Origin of the sequence: Paenibacillus sp. PvP094 (assembly GCF_040546835.1) — a bacterium.
In the GTDB taxonomy this organism is placed as follows: domain Bacteria; phylum Bacillota; class Bacilli; order Paenibacillales; family Paenibacillaceae; genus Paenibacillus; species Paenibacillus illinoisensis.
In genome coordinates this window covers 2892358-2908300 of the sequence record NZ_JBEPOM010000001.1, presented here as the reverse complement: position 1 = coordinate 2908300, position 15943 = coordinate 2892358, and the positions used below count along the sequence as shown (strand labels likewise).

The following is a 15943-nucleotide window of genomic DNA, read 5'->3' as shown; positions in this document are numbered from 1 at the left end:
CTTTTCTCGCTCTGCCATCAGTATACCAGCTGGCCTGTGATCAAGTGGTTTATCTATGTAATAAATTTTTCATTTATTTTTTATATCTGTAATAAATATTACAATCGATTTACAAATCTCTCCTTTTGCGTTAATACTCTGCCCCTAGACTGTGGCTATGATCAACCACATTCAGGGAGGTATGTATCGATGAAGAAGATGACTGAGCGTTATACGCTGACGTCTTCACAGAAAATGATGGTGTTTGTGCTTTCCATGTCTCTGTACGGCTTATCCAACATGTTTACAGAGCTCATTCCCAAGCTGCAGCTTGGACCGATTGAATTGTCGGTTGAATATTTTGCTTTTATTCCACTGACGCTCTGCATCCTGTTCCATCCCATGATTGCGGCTCTCGGTGCTGCTCTTGGTGAAGTCATCTTCGGTGAACTGATGCTGGGCCAATTTGGCGGACTCGGTGAACTGGAGAAATTCATTACCTTTTCCTTCGCGATGTATGTCGCAGGCCGTATGGTCAGTGATCCCCGCAATCGCAGGCAAGTCGGCGTCGCAGCTATGACTGGAGTCATCATTCATCAATTTCTCAGTTCATTAGTCGATATCGGCAAAGTATGGATTGGCGTGGAAGAACTCGAAGCCGTTCCCGGACTTGCCGAGAGTGTTGTGCTGATTGAAGGCGTTGGATTCCTGAACGACGTATTATTCTCGGGTATCCTGTTCGCTCTGCTGCCTACGTTGTACCTTGTTCCCCTTCTCTATGGCAAAATCGAACCACTGCTCGGTATTAAACCTCGTAATCCTGGCATGAAATATGAAGGTGTCGGCTTCTTCCGTCCGAAGCTGTTCCTGATCGGTCTGCTGCTGCTTGCACTGGCTTTTGGCGCGGAATCCCTGTCCGAGATGGACATCAACTTCGCCGTGTGGGAAACGGACTATGCCGATCAATACGGCTCAGCCTCGATTTGGATCAGTATCAGTGCTGCTGCATTCATCGCGGTCGTAACACTTTGGATCATGCGAGTGAAACGAAGCAAAAGCAAAGGCATTTCAGGTACGGAGAATCGCCCTTATGCCTAATATACATTCTTCCCACCCTGCTTCTTCACCCGATACCGCTATTGCCATTCATGATGTTACGTTTACCTATCCCGGTTCGGAAGAACCTGTTCTGAATGGAGCCTCACTTGAGCTCTTCCGCGGAAGCTTCACTGCGATTATCGGAGGCAACGGATGTGGCAAGTCAACGATGTGCAAATTGTTTAACGGCCTGATCCCCCAGTTCTATACGGGTGACTTTGCGGGTGAAGTCCATGTACTGGGAGTCTCAGCGGCTGGGCAAAGTGTTGCAGATCTGTCCAGACAAATTGGATATGTCTATCAGGATTTTGATAATCAGCTGGTGCGTCCAACCGTGCTGGATGAAGCATGTTTTGCCCCGCTGAATTACGGGCTGGCCAACTATAAGGAGCTGGGCGAACGTGCGCTGGCGATGTGCGGGCTGGACTTGATCCATAATCGGTACATCTGGGAACTGAGCGGCGGACAAAAGCATCTTCTTGCACTTGCCGGGGCACTGTCGATGGACCCTGACATACTTATCGTGGACGAACCCGTCTCACAGCTGGATCCCCAACATGCCAGACTGATCTACGAATGCTTGTCCCGTTTGAATAAGGAGCACGGGAAGACCATTATTGTCATCGAGCATCATACCGAATTTATCGCTGACTTCTGTGCGGATGTGGTCCTGATGGACAAAGGTCGCGTTCTGTGGAATTTGCCCGTTAAGGAAGGATTGAATCGGATTGCAGATCTGGAGCGGCTTGGTATTCAGCCTCCTGAAGTGACCCGTGCAGCCATTCAGGCTGTTCCATTATTGAAACAAAATCAGGCAACCCAACCCGAGCAGCTGCATCATCAGCTCTTTCCAATCACGGTGGAGGAAGCCGCGGTTTATTTTCATAAAAAGCACACTGCTGCGATATCCGCACTACTGGCCAATCAGGGCAGACAGCCCCATCCTGCGGAGAGCAAGGTACAGTCCTGTTCTGAAGAACATGCACATGCTGCTTCTCTGCCGATTGTTCAATTCAAGGATACACGTCTGCGATATAGAGGGCTTGGCAAAAAAGAACATGAGATTATTCGTGGTGTTAACTTTTCACTCCATGAAGGAGAACGGATTGCCCTCGTGGGCAATAACGGGGCAGGCAAGTCTTCACTACTCCGGCTCATGGCCGGCATCAGTCTGCCTCAGGAAGGCAGTGTCCGCGTGCTTGGGGATATCACCCATCGTTCATCTTTGGAACAGCTGGCTGGCCGAGTCGCTTATATTTTCCAACAATCTGCCGAGATGTTTATTGAAGACAGTGTGCGCAAAGAGGTTTCATATTTCTTGAGAACCCGCCGCATCCAGGGAGCCGATGAACAAATCGCACATGTACTCAATCGTTTTCGGCTTACCCCGTTACAGGAACGGGATGCCCGTCTCCTTAGCGGTGGACAACAGCGACGCGTTACCCTTGCGATCGGCGCGGCCATGAAACCTTCTCTTATGCTGCTTGATGAGCCTACCGCCAACCTGGATCTGGCTACGCGAGAAGAACTGATCGGCGTATTGGATGAACTAGATCAGCATGTGCGGACAACGGTGATTGCAACTCATGATATGCAGCTGGTTACCCAATGGGCCAGTCGTGTCATCGTGCTGCACGATGGACGTGTTAAAGCAGATGGGACACCTGCCGAGGTGTTTGCCGATGAGCCGCTTCTGCGCCGCTCTGGACTTGCCCTAACTCAAATGATGGAACTATCTCATCGGTTGGGTCTATCCGCACTCTGTCCGACTCCCGAGACATTTGTGGAGAACCTTTTGAATCATTCGAATCATTCGTTTACCAAGGAGGAAGACATTGATGCAGCTTGTCCGCAACTGGTTTGACAAAATATCCATTGAACGCATTCAGCTGGAGTTGATGAATACCGTATATGGCAGCGGTCATGCGAGTCTGTCCCGAATTGATCCGCGTGTCATGCTCATCTGGTATCTCTTCTTTGCCATCGTTCCCTGGTTCGTTCATAACGGCACGGTGCTGCTCGGCATGTTTATGCTCATGGTCACCACGACCATTCTGTCCCGCGCCGCTCCCTTCATCATCATTATTCTATGTCTGGGGCTGATCGGTCAGGTGGGCTGGATGTTTATTATCTCACTGTTCTTCGGGGGGAACCTGGAATCCGCATTTCCGTTATTACTCCTAACCCTGAAGCTGTCGATCGTATCCCTGGCAAGCATCACTGTCTTTTCGGGTATGGACCCGGAACGAATCGGGGATGGCTTGCTGGCACTCGGAATGCCCGCAGCATTCTCGTTCAGCCTATCGTATGCGTACCGCATTTTGCCCGTGTTGTTTGGTGAATTCCGCAACATTATGCTGTCGTACAGATTGCGGGGTCAGGTCCCTTCCAGCCATGGCTGGTTCTACTGGCGGCTTGTTGTCTACTACATGAAACTGTTTGTTGTATCCTTTTTCCCGTTAATGCTCGCAACCGCCAAACGTTCCCGTACCACTGTGGAAGCACTCGAAACCCGTGGTTTCTCTTACGGAATGAAGAATCCGGATTCGAAACGGCTGAAGCTGGCCCATCTGAAGCTTACCCCACGCGATATCGGTTTTCTTGTCGGGTCAGCCATCTATGTTGTCCTCCTGTTCTGGCTCGGCGCACATTACGAAATTTTGTAATTCATATACTTAACCATTCATGGAATAAAAGGAGTGTCTTTACATGCGTATTGATCTTCATACTCACGGCAAATTATCCAAAAACTCTGATTTCTCTGTCGACTACTTCACTGAAATGGTCGCCGAAGCCAAGGCCAGCGGACTGGATGCCCTCGCGCTTACCGAACATTTCAACACTCGCCACTTCTACGATGTTTATGAGACGCTGGATCGCCTCTACCCCTACAACGGAGAATATTATGACGCGGACGGACTGCGCATTTTCCCAGGGATGGAAGTAGACATTCAAGAGACCGGACATATTTTGCTCATTGGTCAAAAAAAGCATATCCTTGCCGTTCGTGCCGGGCTGGAAAATTATACTGCCAAGGGGTCATTTATTCCCTTTGCCGACCTGCTGGGTCTGGCCGAAGCCTGGCCCCTGTTCAAAATTGGTGCACATCCTTTCCGGGAATCGACCCCTCTGTATGAGCTGGACCCAGGTCTGCTTGGACGTCTGGATGCCTTCGACTTGAATGCCAAAGATATGTACAAAACCGGTATCCAGACCTGCCGCAGTCAGGTTGAAACGTTCGCCCAGTCCCTGGGCAAACCCGTAACAGCCGGAAGTGATACGCACCAATGTCTGCAATACGGCAGTGTATTTAATGTATTGGACCGTCCTTGTGCCTCTGTTGCCGAAATGAAAGAGCTGATCGCTGCCGGGCACTACACCATTGAAATCTCTCCCGATCTTCCTCTTCGCGTCAAAGCCTCGGTAATGCTGAAGAAAGTCATGAAACGTCTTGCCAAGCTCGAAGCCGCCAGCTTGCAGGGGGTTTAATCGCATGGATTAAGATTGGGCCTGCAGGAAACATTCCTGCAGACCTTTTTATCCACCGTCCCTTGAGACCATCTGCCCTCGTCCCTCTAATTCATCTAGGATTAGTGCGGCAAGCAACACTGACTGGTGTACACTTTCATAGACATTGTACGCGTGCTTGTGATTTTTTTCACTTTTAATATCATTCAAAAGGATTACCATGAGCTTATCCATTATATTACTCACCAGTAACCTATTTCAGTGAAATTTCTAGAATTCATTTATTGATCAAGTCCACCAACCAGAACAACAGGAGGTATATGAACATGAGTCATCCTTATGAAAAGCTGTTCACCCCCTTCCACATCGGAAGCATGGAAGTGAAAAATCGAATAGTCATGTCTCCCATGGGGACCAACTCTGCCGGTCCCGATGGCCGAATCTCACTCGAAGAGATTGATTACTATGAAGAACGTGCCAAAGGTGGCGCAGGCATGATCATCCTAGGTGCACAATTTTTGACCGAAGATTTGGCGCAGGGTGTATTGGAAGGCATCGTTGAAAAAGATTATGTCGTGCCAATGCTTACCGATCTTGTGGATGCGGTGCAGCGTTACGGTACCCGGATTATCGCTCAGTTAAGCTGCGGAACTGGGCGTAATGCACTGCCAGATCGTTCAGGCAAGCCCCCGGTATCCGCCTCGGCCATCCCTGCCATCTATAATCCGGAGGTTCTATGTCATCCACTCACCGTGGAGGAAATTCAGACGATCATGGATCAATTTACCGATTCAGCTGCCAGGCTGAAACGGGCGGGATTCGATGGAATCGAGATTCATGCCCATGCCGGTTATCTGATAGACCAGTTCATGTCCCCCATCTGGAACAAACGCGAAGATGAATATGGAGGCAGTACCGAGAAGCGTATGCGATTTGCGGTTGAGATTGTTCAGGCGATTCGCAAGGCTGTAGGTCCTAACATGCCTATCTTGTTCCGAATCGCGCTGGATCATCGCTTTGAAGGCGGCCGTACAGTTGAGGATAGTCTGGAGATGCTTCAGATTCTGGAACGTGCCGGCGTGGATGCTATTGATATCGATGCAGGCTCCTACGAGAGAATCGATTACATTTTCCCACCAGCCTATCTGGGTGATGCCTGTATGGACTACATGTGTGCACCTGCCCGGCAAGCAGTGAACATTCCCATCCTGAACTCGGGCAGCCATACTCCTGAGAGTGCAGTACGGTTAATAGCTTCCGGCGATGCCGATTTTGTCATGTTCGGCCGTGCGCTCATCGCCGATGCCGAGCTTCCGAACAAGCTGCGCAATAATATGCGCGAAGATATCCGTCCGTGTATTCGTTGTAACGAGGAGTGCATCGGTCGCATTATTGAGCGCAACACCAAAATCAGCTGTGCGGTTAATATTCAGGCCGCGAATGAAAAGCGATTTACCATAGAACCTGCGGAGACACCGAAGAAAATTGTTGTTGTAGGCGGCGGTCCATCCGGACTTGAAGCAGCCCGTGTAGCTGCAATCAAAGGTCATGAGGTTACTTTGTATGAGAAAGAGGCAGCGATTGGCGGACAGGTAACCAGCGCGGCTACGCCGGAATTCAAAGGTCAGCTGCGTGCCTTGATTGGCTGGTATGAACGGCAGTTAAAGCAGCTTCATGTGCAATTGCGTCTGAATCATGAGGTTAAACCGGATGATCCAGCACTCCAATCGGCCGATCACATTTTCATTGGAGCAGGAGCAGTTCCTCTCATCCCGCCTATCCCAGGAATTGATAATGATCATGTCGTTGGGGCCATCGAGGCTCATTTGCAGAAGGAGCTTGTTCGCGGCGAACAGATTGTCATCACGGGCGGCGGTTTAACAGGATGTGACCTGGGACTTGAGCTGGCCATGGAAGGTAAAAAAGTGACCATTGTGGAGATGCGTCCGGAAGCGGGACAAGATGTGATGTACATTAATCGGGCAGCTCTGATGCCCATGCTGGAAAGTCACGGGGTGACCATACTCGGAGGGCACAAAGTCCTTTCCTTTGAAGCCAATGGTTTATATGCGGAAAATGCGGAGGGTTCCAAGGTGTTTATTGAGGCAGATACGATGATTAATGCTTTTGGTATGAGAAAAAATACAACCGTAGCGGAGCAGATTCGAGCCAAGTTCGAATCCAAAACCAGCCTTATCGGCGATTGCGTCAAAATTGGTAAAGTTGGTACTGCTGTGCGCTCTGGTTTTTATGCTGCGAGCGCAGTCTAACCGTAACTCGAATAGAGCCAGACTTCGACAAATACGGAGTCTGGCTCTTTCTGTTATCGTATTAGGTTAGCATTCAAATGCAAAACCATAACCCAATCAAAAAAGCCTGGATATCTGCATATCTCATTCAATAGGATTTTAATCCCGATGCTTCGTGTCCAAAATTCCGTAGAAAAACAGATCCTGCGTGATCCGAGCAAGTTTGGATGGCGTTTCGTGCCCCGGCAGCAGCTTGATCAGTGTTAACCGCTCCACGATGGCAACCAAAGCTTCGGCGAAGAAAACCGTATCCAGATCCAGCCTGTAATATCCGGCTTGTTGTTCTGCAATCAAATTTTGCTCCATCAAACCCGCAATTTCGGCTTTGATTCTCACCGACTCCGCGGACTGATACAGCCCGATCCGGGTCAGCGCCGGATTCTCCCCGAGATAACGGTAGATCTGACTCAATGATTCCACGACGGCTTCCTTGAGATCGTCCCTGTTCTTCCCTGCCTCGATATGACTATCCCGAACAACCTGGATTAGTCCATTTCGAAAACCATCGATAAGCTCTGCAAAAGCAGCTTCCTTGCTCTCAAAATAAAGATAAAATGCAGGCTGCGTTACCCCTGCACGCGCAACGATGGAGCTTATTTTCGCTTGATAGAATCCATTTAACGCGAATTCCTGTGTCGCAGCTTCCAGTAGTCGCCGTCTGCTCTCTTTCCCGATAACCCCTTGTTTTCGCAATCCAGTCCTCTGCCCCCTCACTATTTACACTTGCCTGCCTCTGACGTTAGGCCTTCCTCTAATTATACATAACATCACCATGATGAGTTAATGAAGTAGAGCAAGGTATTCACTCTCCCTATGCTTACAGCGTTAAGTTACGTTTCTGTTAGATCGACACGTTCTGAACGCTCATTTTTCTTGTATTGGGTAGGAGATTCGCCCATAGTCTTGGTGAACAGAATGGTGAAATAATTTGCATTTTGATAGCCCAAAACATGTGCGATCTCACTCACCTTCATGTCTGTCGTGGTCAGCAGGCACTTCGCTTCTCCCATTCTTCTATAGACAATGTAACGGATTGGGGAATCATCATACTTGTGCTTAAATACATGGGATAAGTAGTACGGATTCATATGAAAATGGGCAGCGATATCCTTCAGTTTCAAGTGCTGCAGGTAGTTCTCATCAAGATATTCCTTGATCCGCACAGCCAGATGATCCGAATCCTGCTTCCGTGAAACATTCGGTTGAACCAACCGCTGTACTAAGCCAAGCAGCGCACCCAGCAATCCTTCACAGATTTTCTCATAACCTGCCTGTTGATTGGACGATTCCTCATACATGAAGTCAAGCAGCTCGCCGATTCTGCCAGCGTACGCTTCCGTTTTGATAAACGGAGAGGCGTTATCGGAAATGATATGTTCTCCCCTTGACCCGTCTGAATAGATATTGGCTATTCCACAATAATAAAGGCTGAGTGGACAGACCGGGGAGGTACATTGCTCATGAATGACACCCTGGTTATAGATTAACAGATCGCCTTTTTGCACGGCATAGGGATGTTCGTTAATTTTAATAATGCCTTCCCCATCCGACACATAGACGATTTCACTGATATCCTCATGCATGTGACTTGGGAAATTCCAATTGGGATTACCGTTGACTCTGCCTATGTACAGCAATCGGGAGGATGTTTCTTTTCTTGTCTCGTTCATTGCTGTCCCTCCTGTATCCATACTTAATCACTCTCTAGCTGTAATACTATACCCTGTTTGCCACAGCAAGATCTATAATTTTTCAGAAAAACAAAGCAAGATCTTTCATTGTCTTCGCCTCTCCAATTTCTTATGATGGGTCATGCAACTGCAAATTAATCACATTTCAAGGAGTCGAAATCAATTGAAAAAGCTGATTTTTTATATTATCGCCATTGCGACAGGAGCTCTTCTAAGTTTTGAGGGAGCACTGTACGGCAAACTTGGGGAACAAGTCGGCACACTGGAAGCTGATTTTTATAATTTCTTCATGGGTGCGATCATCTCACTGATTTTGTTGATTTTTTTCGGCAAAGGAAATCTCTCTGCCATCACCAAGTTTCCAAAATGGAACCTCCTTGGTGGTTTGCTCGGGGTGATCTACCTGCTGACCTTGGTCATTGGTGTTCCAATTGTGGGCGTAGGGATCTCCATGATTGCCATTGTTGTCGGACAGATGGTGACCAGCATTCTGATTGATCATTACGGATGGCTGGGGAGCAACCGCAAACCGGTTGGGAGCAAACGAATTGCCGCCTTGGTATTGATGCTGGGCGCGCTGGCGCTAACTTTATTCTAAGGAGGATCACCATGGGCATAGGTTTATTAATTGTTATCGTTACTTTGATCGGTGGAGCAGTGCTTAGTGCACAGTCCTCCATTAATGGCACCATTAGCCGTAATATCGGCCTGCTGGAGACCGTGTTTTTCACTTTTGCATCAGGTACACTGATTCTCGCCGTGCTGATTAACTTTTTTGGCAGTGGGCACCTGCTCGACTTGCTTCATGCACCCAAATTGCAGCTCTCTGCTGTGTTCATGGGCTTTGGATATCTGTTCCTATCAACTTTTGCTGTGAATAAACTCGGGGTAACACCTGCCAACCTTACGGCAATCGTAGGTCAGATTGTTGCTGGTTTTATTATCGATGCAACGGGGCTGTTCGGCAGTGAGCTCATTGAGTTTTCCTGGCAGCGGGCTGTCTCTCTCGTTTTGATGCTCGCTGCACTAGCTTTGATTTTCAGTGAAAAAAATGATGAAGCTCAGGGCGTCACAGTTACAAAGTAAATGAGTAAAAAGAAGGATAGGCTCTTGTATTTCGCGATGATCAGGCCATCTTTAGATTGCGGGAACATTCCTCTTAGGGAAAACAAAGAAAGAAGAGCACACTGGTATGGTTGCCAATGGTTCTTCTTTTTTTGTTGCTTTTGATGATATTCTATCGAACCGGGCGAGTAGCCCCGTCCTTGATTTTATGTTAGAAATCGTGTACGGTCACACAGAGCTGAATCGCAATGCCGAACGGATCACGCACAATCCCATAACCTGGGCTAAATTCATTTTGTTCGTAAGGCACGAGCACTTTCACGTCCTCATGTTGTACAAGAGAGGTATACAGTTGATCCATCGTACTTTTATCCTTGGATTGAATACATAGCGATGTACTGTTTCCGAGCTGCCAAGGTCTCTCCGGATCCATTGCCTCCTCTGCAATCATGATCTTGTTTACCCCAATCTCCAGCACCGAATGTGTAATATACTCATCTTGGCCAGCAGGGTATTCGAAGCCCGGGTTCATTTCCTTCATCTCTTTATAACTTTTCTTAAAAAGCACTTTGGCCCCCAAAACCTTCTCATAAAATGCTATGGCTGCTGCCGCATCCCCGTTCATCGACAAAAATGGGATCACTTCAAAATTCATTATCGTTTGCCTCCTTGGTTCGATTGGATTACACTTATCATCATAACAATAAAAGGTGCCAATACATGGCACCATTGAAAGGTTTCTTTATGATGAAAAAATCAGAACGCATGAACCAGATGCTGCGCTTTATCAATCAAAAACAGCAGTTTACCCTGCAGGATCTCATGCAGGAGTTTCAGATCTCCAAACGAACCGCGATAAGAGATATCGCCTCATTGGAAGAACTCGGTGCACCCATCTATGCCGAGTACGGGAGGTACGGCGGGTATCGTCTGCTTCAACAGATGCAGCTGCCCCCCATATCGTTTAACACGGGAGAGCTTCATGCCCTTTATTTTGCCATACAGGCCCTTCGGAGTTTCTCTAACCTGCCCTTTCAGGCTACCTTCCGTTCGATTCATGAGAAATTCATAAGCGCGTTATCCGATAAGCAGCGTCTGGAAATCCAGAACATACAGCATCGGGTTTCGTTCAAACATACGGAGCAAATTAAGGATAGTGAGAACCTGGAGTTTCTATTGATGTCCGCCGTACAGAATACAGTGATACAGATTGTTTATCAAAATGTTCGCACGAACAGACATACCGAGGGCTCATCTTCAAACGTAACCAGCTCCAATGTCCGCACCATCCAGCCCATTGCCCTCTATGCGATGAGAGGCTATTGGTATTGCCAGGCATATGACCTGCACAAGCAAGCCTACCGCGTATTCCGATGTGACCGAATATCATCACCCCAACTAACGGATATCGAGCCCTTTGATCATATCAAGGAATTGAATCTCCAGGATGCCCATTCGCTCTGGAAGCCATCCGAACAAGCCATCCCCTTTCAATGCCGCATCAATGAAGCGGGAATGGAGCTATTTCACCAGGAACACTTCCCATCCATGAAACTCGAAGTGTATGCGGAACAGACCTATCTTGTTGGTTCGTATGAACCTCATGAGCTTGAATTTATCATTCGTTATCTTTCGCACTATGGCAAATCCATTCAGATCATGAAGCCAGCCAGCTTGAAGGAAGCGCTGAGACAATATTATCTGGATTTACTGGAGCATGTTTGATTTGAAGTGATCTAATGCTTTCCGAATCCATCCTCACAAGTAATATCCGTCTCAAGGATATCGTACAGATTTTGTTTAGCGTGTTCCAGCTTCATCTGTACTTCTTCAATTTCGGATATCTTATCCTGAAGAATGCTTCTCTGTTCATTTCGTGAAAATCCAGCTTTGGAGATCATGGATTGAATATCCTGAATCGTAAAGCCAACAGCCAAGCTTTGCTTAACCACATCCAGATGCTGTACGATGCCTGAATCATATACCCGGTAGTTATTCTGGTCTCTCAGAACATGCTCATCCGTGATAATGCCTATCTTTTCATAGTAACGGATCGTTGATATAGGAAGGTTTACTTGTTTTGCTACTTCACTAATTTTCAATATGGATCCCCCTCTTCGTGCTCTTGCTATAAAGTATACTTCATAGTTTACACTCCTCATAGTGAGTCGGATGAAAGCCTGAATCCAATCACGCAAATATGATCGAGGAGAGATAACGACATGGATACAACCACTGGCCAATCTAACAGAACAAATGATTTTGATAGCATCGTCCTGGAACGTCGTTCCGTTAAAGTCTACAACCCCGAGGTGAAAATCAGCCGTGAGGAATTGAGTGAGATATTGGCGAAGGCTTCCCGGGCCCCCTCTGCCATTAACATGCAACCCTGGCGTTTCCTTGTTATTGACAGTGCTGAAGGAAAAGAGAACCTTGCCCCACTGGCCTCTTTCAACCAAACACAGGCTCTTACCTCATCAGCAGTTATTGCTGTATTTTACGATGTCGAGAACATAGCATATATGGACGAGATTTTCAGTAAATCAGTCGAATTGGGATACATGCCGCAGGACATCAAGGAAATGCAGATGCAGCAGGCAAAACCTTATTATGCAGGCATGAGCCCATCCGAGCTGCGTGACATGAATCTCATTGACTCTGGCCTTATTAGTATGCAGCTCATGCTCGTTGCCCGTGCCCACGGGTATGATACCAATCCCATGGCCGGTTATGATAAAGACCGAATTGCCGAAGTCTTTGGCCTGAACAAAGAGCGTTTCCAACCCGTGATGCTGATTTCCATAGGCAAAGCTGTCAAAGATGGACATCCTTCCTATCGCCTCCCGGTTGATACGATTACCACTTGGGCATAATCAAAAGCTGTTCACAAGAGTGACAGGAGGATGGCCTCCGTAAGATAGTACGTTTGTCTCAAAGCTATATTAGGAGCTTTAACTGACCTGCCAAACCTTAAAGACTTAAACAGCATGCACTGATATTCAAACAGAGAAAAACGGCTTATTGTTGGATAACAAAAAGGGTCCTATGACAGTATTGATTGCCATCAGGACCCTTTACTACATTACAATTACTTAGATTAATGTCATTAACGAATACAGATCTTTTAAACTCGGCTGATCAATGCTCACGTAGTGATTATATATGGGGCGTTTTTCTATGATTCTCAAATTGACATCTACAATTCATCATCTATCCAATTCAAAAATCTATCTCCCCATATGTGTTCATAAAAGGAAATGGTCTCTTTTGCAGACATCCATCGATTATCTAAAGTAGAGGTTGCATTACGTATCATGTAGTTTTCGTATCCCAGCCCATGAGCGAATTTAATCGTTGCATCCATACAATATTCGGTTTGCGCTCCGCAAAACTCGATACGGTTTACAGTGAATTGGTCAAGAAGGCTTTTCAGGTTTGTGTTATAAAATGAATTCGCATGTATTTTCCGCACAAAAACGTCTTGCTCTTGAACATCCAGATCGGAATGAATAGCCCATGGTTCCTCTCCAGGCACTAATTCTTCATCACCGTGCTGAACAAAAATGATAGGTTTATCTAATTCTCTATAAATAGCAATTCTCCGATTGACTCTATCGAGTAAATTCGGCAACTCATATAAATAATTCTCACCACTGTAACATACGCCATTTTGTAGATCGATCACAATCAACACATCTGCACAAGTCGCCATCATTTTACCTCTTTCATCTTGGAATATGTTTATTTAAATTGATCGGATGATGAAAAAACTTATGTTCAGTATACTGGATAACAAAAAAAGATGATATGACCAAGTCATATCATCTTTTTTACTAACTATTACATTAGTTTAGGATTTCATGAATACCATTCACTACTCTTATCCATTATCGAAACGAACGATTTACCTCTTACTCAACCGTTACGCTTTTCGCCAGGTTACGTGGTTTATCCACATCGTGACCCAGTGCCAGGGAAGCGTAGTATGCCAGCAGTTGCAATGCAACTACGGACAACGCCGGGCTGAGCAGTGGCAGTGTCTTAGGAATCGCAAACGCTTGGTCTACGGATTTCAGCAAGCTTGCTACGTGCTCTTCGTACGTAATTGCCAGTACATCCGCGCCACGTGCTTTTACTTCCTTGATGTTACTCACTGTTTTCTCGAGTACGTTCTCTTGTGTTGCCAAGGCAATAACAGGAATACCGTCTTCGATCAATGCCAGTGTACCGTGTTTCAACTCACCTGCAGCGTATGCCTCAGAGTGGATGTAAGAGATCTCTTTCAGTTTCAACGATCCTTCTTGAGCTACCGCATAATCGAGACCACGGCCAATGAAGAAGAGATGTTGATGTTTGGAGATTTGCTCTGCGTATCCTTTGATCGCATCCGCTTGCTCCAGCATGGACTCCACTTGCTCTGGCAATGCCTGCATTGCTGCCAGGGTATGTGCAATCTCTTCGGCTGTTTGTGTACCGCGCACTTGTGCAAGGTACAGACCAAGCAAGTTAAAAGCGATCAACTGTGATGTATATGCTTTGGTGGAAGCAACCGCGATTTCCGGTCCTGCCAGTGTTGCAATCACATCGTCTGCATCACGTGCAATGGAGCTGCCCACTACGTTAGTAATGGCCAGTACATGTGCACCATTGGATTGTGCTTCGCGCAGTGCAGCAAGCGTATCCGCAGTTTCACCAGATTGGCTTACAACGATAACGAGTGTATCTTTGCCCACGATTGGGGAACGATAGCGGTACTCGGAAGCAACATCCGTTTCAACCGGAATACGTACCAATTGCTCAATTACTGTACGTCCAACGAGACCTGCATGGTACGCAGTACCACATGCAATGATTTGAACGTTACGAATATTTTTGATTTGTTCTTCCGTCATTTTCAACTCAGGAAGCTGAACCTTTTTGCTTTCATTATCGATGCGACCCAGCATGGTATCACGGTATGCTTTTGGTTGCTCATGGATTTCTTTCAACATGAAGTGCTCGAATCCGCCTTTTTCTGCAGTTACAGCATCCCAATCGACACGAATCATTTCCCGAGAAATAAAGTTGCCTTCAATCGTCATCAATTCGACAGCATCATGTGTTAATACAGCCATTTCACCATCATTCAAAATGTACACGTTACGTGTATGTTCCAGAATTGCCGGGATGTCGGAACCAATGAAGTTCTCGCCTTCACCAATACCAATAATCAATGGACTTGCTTGACGCACAGCTACGAGTTTCTCCGGCTCATGCTCTGTCAATACACCCAGTGCGAATGCACCACGCAACAACGTGATCACTTTTTGCACTGTTTTAACGATATCACCATTGTATTCACGTGCAATCAGGTGAGAGATAACTTCAGTATCTGTCTCGGAAGTGAACGTATGACCTTGAGCGATCAGTTCATCCTTCAGTTCGAGATAGTTCTCGATGATACCGTTGTGAACCACAGAGAATTTCTGGCTTCCATCAGTATGTGGATGGGAGTTCTCATCCGATGGTTTACCATGAGTTGCCCAACGTGTGTGTCCGATTCCGGCATTACCTACCAGTGGTGCACCATCCAGCTTGGCTTCAAGGTTCGCAAGACGACCGAGAGCTTTCGTGATTTGCAGACCTTCCGGTGTGAATACCGCGATACCTGCAGAATCATAACCACGATACTCGAGCTTTTTCAATCCTTCGACCAATACCGATTGAGTGTTCTTATTACCAATATATCCAACAATACCGCACATAGTTTAGTTCCTCCGTTTGTATATGAATACTGTGTCACGAAGAGAAACAGGCTGTCGCGGCATATCGAAAAAATGAATGATTGCCTAAATGTATCATGAATACCTGTTACCTATTCAATTATCAATGATCAGACCGGCCTCTTGCCGCTCTTCTGTCATCATAAGATGTTATGAATGCAATCATGAATGTACATCATTTTTTCGTCCGCACACCTATTTTGCTCTTCGCGCACATTCATTTGAATTTTAGTTTACTATTGCACCTACCGGCGCGTTGTGTGGACAGTCACCCATCCATTTTCCGCAATCCGGTTTACGGCTATGGTGCATCACCGGGAGGTCCCCGCCGAACAATCCGAACACCTCCACCTCGTCAGCTTGATTGCCGTCGATCCTGATCAGTGAATCTCGAGTTCCAAGATCCATACCGCTTCAGAATCCTTCCCGCGCAACTTCAAGCTCTGGCGCTTGTGTAACTAATACCTTACGATCCTCACTTTCTGTGTCTGAATGACGACTCCACTCATTATATGCACGTCAGGTTCATTTTGCAATGGAGCAAAGTACCTGTGACCAAATCAGCATATAT

Annotated in this window: 15 protein-coding genes; 9 read left to right on the top strand and 6 right to left on the bottom strand. The window is 46.7% G+C overall.

The features are described from left to right. Positions 1–189 precede the first annotated feature (189 nt). The 5 genes from ABIC22_RS13385 to ABIC22_RS13365 all read left to right on the top strand — a co-directional run bounded on the left by ABIC22_RS13385 (position 190) and on the right by ABIC22_RS13365 (position 6815). On the top strand, positions 190–1077 hold the full coding sequence (locus tag ABIC22_RS13385; RefSeq protein ID WP_354481359.1) for a DUF8171 family membrane protein: 888 nt from the start codon (positions 190–192) through the stop codon (positions 1075–1077). After that, positions 1070–2941 carry an ABC transporter ATP-binding protein gene (locus ABIC22_RS13380; RefSeq protein ID WP_354481356.1) on the top strand — a complete coding sequence of 624 codons (1872 nt, stop codon included), beginning with the start codon at positions 1070–1072 and terminating at the stop codon, positions 2939–2941. The genes ABIC22_RS13385 and ABIC22_RS13380 overlap by 8 nt, the downstream gene beginning before the upstream one ends. After that, complete coding sequence (locus tag ABIC22_RS13375; RefSeq protein ID WP_127539711.1) at positions 2916–3743, top strand: energy-coupling factor transporter transmembrane component T family protein; 828 nt, start codon at positions 2916–2918, stop codon at positions 3741–3743. Before ABIC22_RS13380 ends, ABIC22_RS13375 begins: the two co-directional genes overlap by 26 nt. Positions 3744–3786: 43 nt before the next feature. Next, the gene (locus ABIC22_RS13370) at positions 3787–4566 is read left to right on the top strand and encodes a PHP domain-containing protein (protein ID WP_354481353.1); all 780 of its coding nucleotides are present in this window, start codon (positions 3787–3789) and stop codon (positions 4564–4566) included. A 305-nt stretch (positions 4567–4871) separates the two neighbouring features. Continuing rightward, positions 4872–6815 (top strand): NAD(P)/FAD-dependent oxidoreductase, encoded by a 1944-nt coding sequence (locus tag ABIC22_RS13365; protein WP_354481351.1) that lies wholly within the window; start codon positions 4872–4874, stop codon positions 6813–6815. A 138-nt stretch (positions 6816–6953) separates the two neighbouring features. Here the strand turns inward: ABIC22_RS13365 and ABIC22_RS13360 are convergent, their stop codons facing one another. Then, complete coding sequence (locus tag ABIC22_RS13360) at positions 6954–7547, bottom strand: TetR/AcrR family transcriptional regulator (protein ID WP_354481348.1); 594 nt, start codon at positions 7545–7547, stop codon at positions 6954–6956. A 137-nt stretch (positions 7548–7684) separates the two neighbouring features. Continuing rightward, positions 7685–8524 carry an AraC family transcriptional regulator gene (locus tag ABIC22_RS13355; RefSeq protein WP_354481346.1) on the bottom strand — a complete coding sequence of 280 codons (840 nt, stop codon included), beginning with the start codon at positions 8522–8524 and terminating at the stop codon, positions 7685–7687. Between the two features lie 184 nt (positions 8525–8708). On the opposite strand from ABIC22_RS13355, the gene ABIC22_RS13350 reads away from it, so the two are divergent. Then, positions 8709–9143: a DMT family transporter gene (locus ABIC22_RS13350; RefSeq protein ID WP_227779964.1), complete on the top strand. Its 435-nt coding sequence runs from the start codon at positions 8709–8711 to the stop codon at positions 9141–9143. Positions 9144–9154: 11 nt separating this feature from the next. Continuing rightward, positions 9155–9631 carry a DMT family transporter gene (locus ABIC22_RS13345; RefSeq protein WP_354481343.1) on the top strand — a complete coding sequence of 159 codons (477 nt, stop codon included), beginning with the start codon at positions 9155–9157 and terminating at the stop codon, positions 9629–9631. 190 nt (positions 9632–9821) lie between these two features. On the opposite strand, the gene ABIC22_RS13340 is transcribed toward ABIC22_RS13345, so the two are convergent. Further along, positions 9822–10265, bottom strand: a complete 444-nt coding sequence (locus tag ABIC22_RS13340) for a VOC family protein (protein ID WP_354481340.1) — start codon at positions 10263–10265, stop codon at positions 9822–9824. Between the two features lie 92 nt (positions 10266–10357). Between ABIC22_RS13340 and ABIC22_RS13335 the strand changes: the two genes are divergently transcribed. After that, on the top strand, positions 10358–11335 hold the full coding sequence (locus ABIC22_RS13335; RefSeq protein WP_354485957.1) for a helix-turn-helix transcriptional regulator: 978 nt from the start codon (positions 10358–10360) through the stop codon (positions 11333–11335). Between the two features lie 11 nt (positions 11336–11346). Here the strand turns inward: ABIC22_RS13335 and ABIC22_RS13330 are convergent, their stop codons facing one another. Next, the gene (locus ABIC22_RS13330) at positions 11347–11712 is read right to left on the bottom strand and encodes a MerR family transcriptional regulator (protein ID WP_246058538.1); all 366 of its coding nucleotides are present in this window, start codon (positions 11710–11712) and stop codon (positions 11347–11349) included. 120 nt (positions 11713–11832) lie between these two features. On the opposite strand from ABIC22_RS13330, the gene ABIC22_RS13325 reads away from it, so the two are divergent. Continuing rightward, on the top strand, positions 11833–12483 hold the full coding sequence (locus ABIC22_RS13325) for a nitroreductase family protein (protein WP_354481337.1): 651 nt from the start codon (positions 11833–11835) through the stop codon (positions 12481–12483). A 323-nt stretch (positions 12484–12806) separates the two neighbouring features. Here ABIC22_RS13325 and ABIC22_RS13320 read toward each other — a convergent pair whose 3' ends face one another. After that, positions 12807–13322 carry a cysteine hydrolase family protein gene (locus ABIC22_RS13320; protein WP_127539702.1) on the bottom strand — a complete coding sequence of 172 codons (516 nt, stop codon included), beginning with the start codon at positions 13320–13322 and terminating at the stop codon, positions 12807–12809. A 199-nt stretch (positions 13323–13521) separates the two neighbouring features. Continuing rightward, positions 13522–15354, bottom strand: a complete 1833-nt coding sequence (gene glmS, locus ABIC22_RS13315; protein WP_127539701.1) for a glutamine--fructose-6-phosphate transaminase (isomerizing) — start codon at positions 15352–15354, stop codon at positions 13522–13524. Positions 15355–15943 lie beyond the last annotated feature (589 nt).

Bases quoted from the DNA above. Each gene is read 5' to 3' on its own strand.
- ABIC22_RS13385 (WP_354481359.1), top strand. From the start codon at position 190: ATGAAGAAGATGACTGAGCGTTATACGCTGACGTCTTCACAGAAAATG.
- ABIC22_RS13380 (WP_354481356.1), top strand. From the start codon at position 1,070: ATGCCTAATATACATTCTTCCCACCCTGCTTCTTCACCCGATACCGCT.
- ABIC22_RS13375 (WP_127539711.1), top strand. From the start codon at position 2,916: ATGCAGCTTGTCCGCAACTGGTTTGACAAAATATCCATTGAACGCATT.
- ABIC22_RS13370 (WP_354481353.1), top strand. From the start codon at position 3,787: ATGCGTATTGATCTTCATACTCACGGCAAATTATCCAAAAACTCTGAT.
- ABIC22_RS13365 (WP_354481351.1), top strand. From the start codon at position 4,872: ATGAGTCATCCTTATGAAAAGCTGTTCACCCCCTTCCACATCGGAAGC.
- ABIC22_RS13355 (WP_354481346.1), bottom strand. From the start codon at position 8,524: ATGAACGAGACAAGAAAAGAAACATCCTCCCGATTGCTGTACATAGGC.
- ABIC22_RS13345 (WP_354481343.1), top strand. From the start codon at position 9,155: ATGGGCATAGGTTTATTAATTGTTATCGTTACTTTGATCGGTGGAGCA.
- ABIC22_RS13340 (WP_354481340.1), bottom strand. From the start codon at position 10,265: ATGAATTTTGAAGTGATCCCATTTTTGTCGATGAACGGGGATGCGGCA.
- ABIC22_RS13335 (WP_354485957.1), top strand. From the start codon at position 10,358: ATGAAAAAATCAGAACGCATGAACCAGATGCTGCGCTTTATCAATCAA.
- ABIC22_RS13325 (WP_354481337.1), top strand. From the start codon at position 11,833: ATGGATACAACCACTGGCCAATCTAACAGAACAAATGATTTTGATAGC.
- ABIC22_RS13320 (WP_127539702.1), bottom strand. From the start codon at position 13,322: ATGGCGACTTGTGCAGATGTGTTGATTGTGATCGATCTACAAAATGGC.
- glmS (WP_127539701.1), bottom strand. From the start codon at position 15,354: ATGTGCGGTATTGTTGGATATATTGGTAATAAGAACACTCAATCGGTA.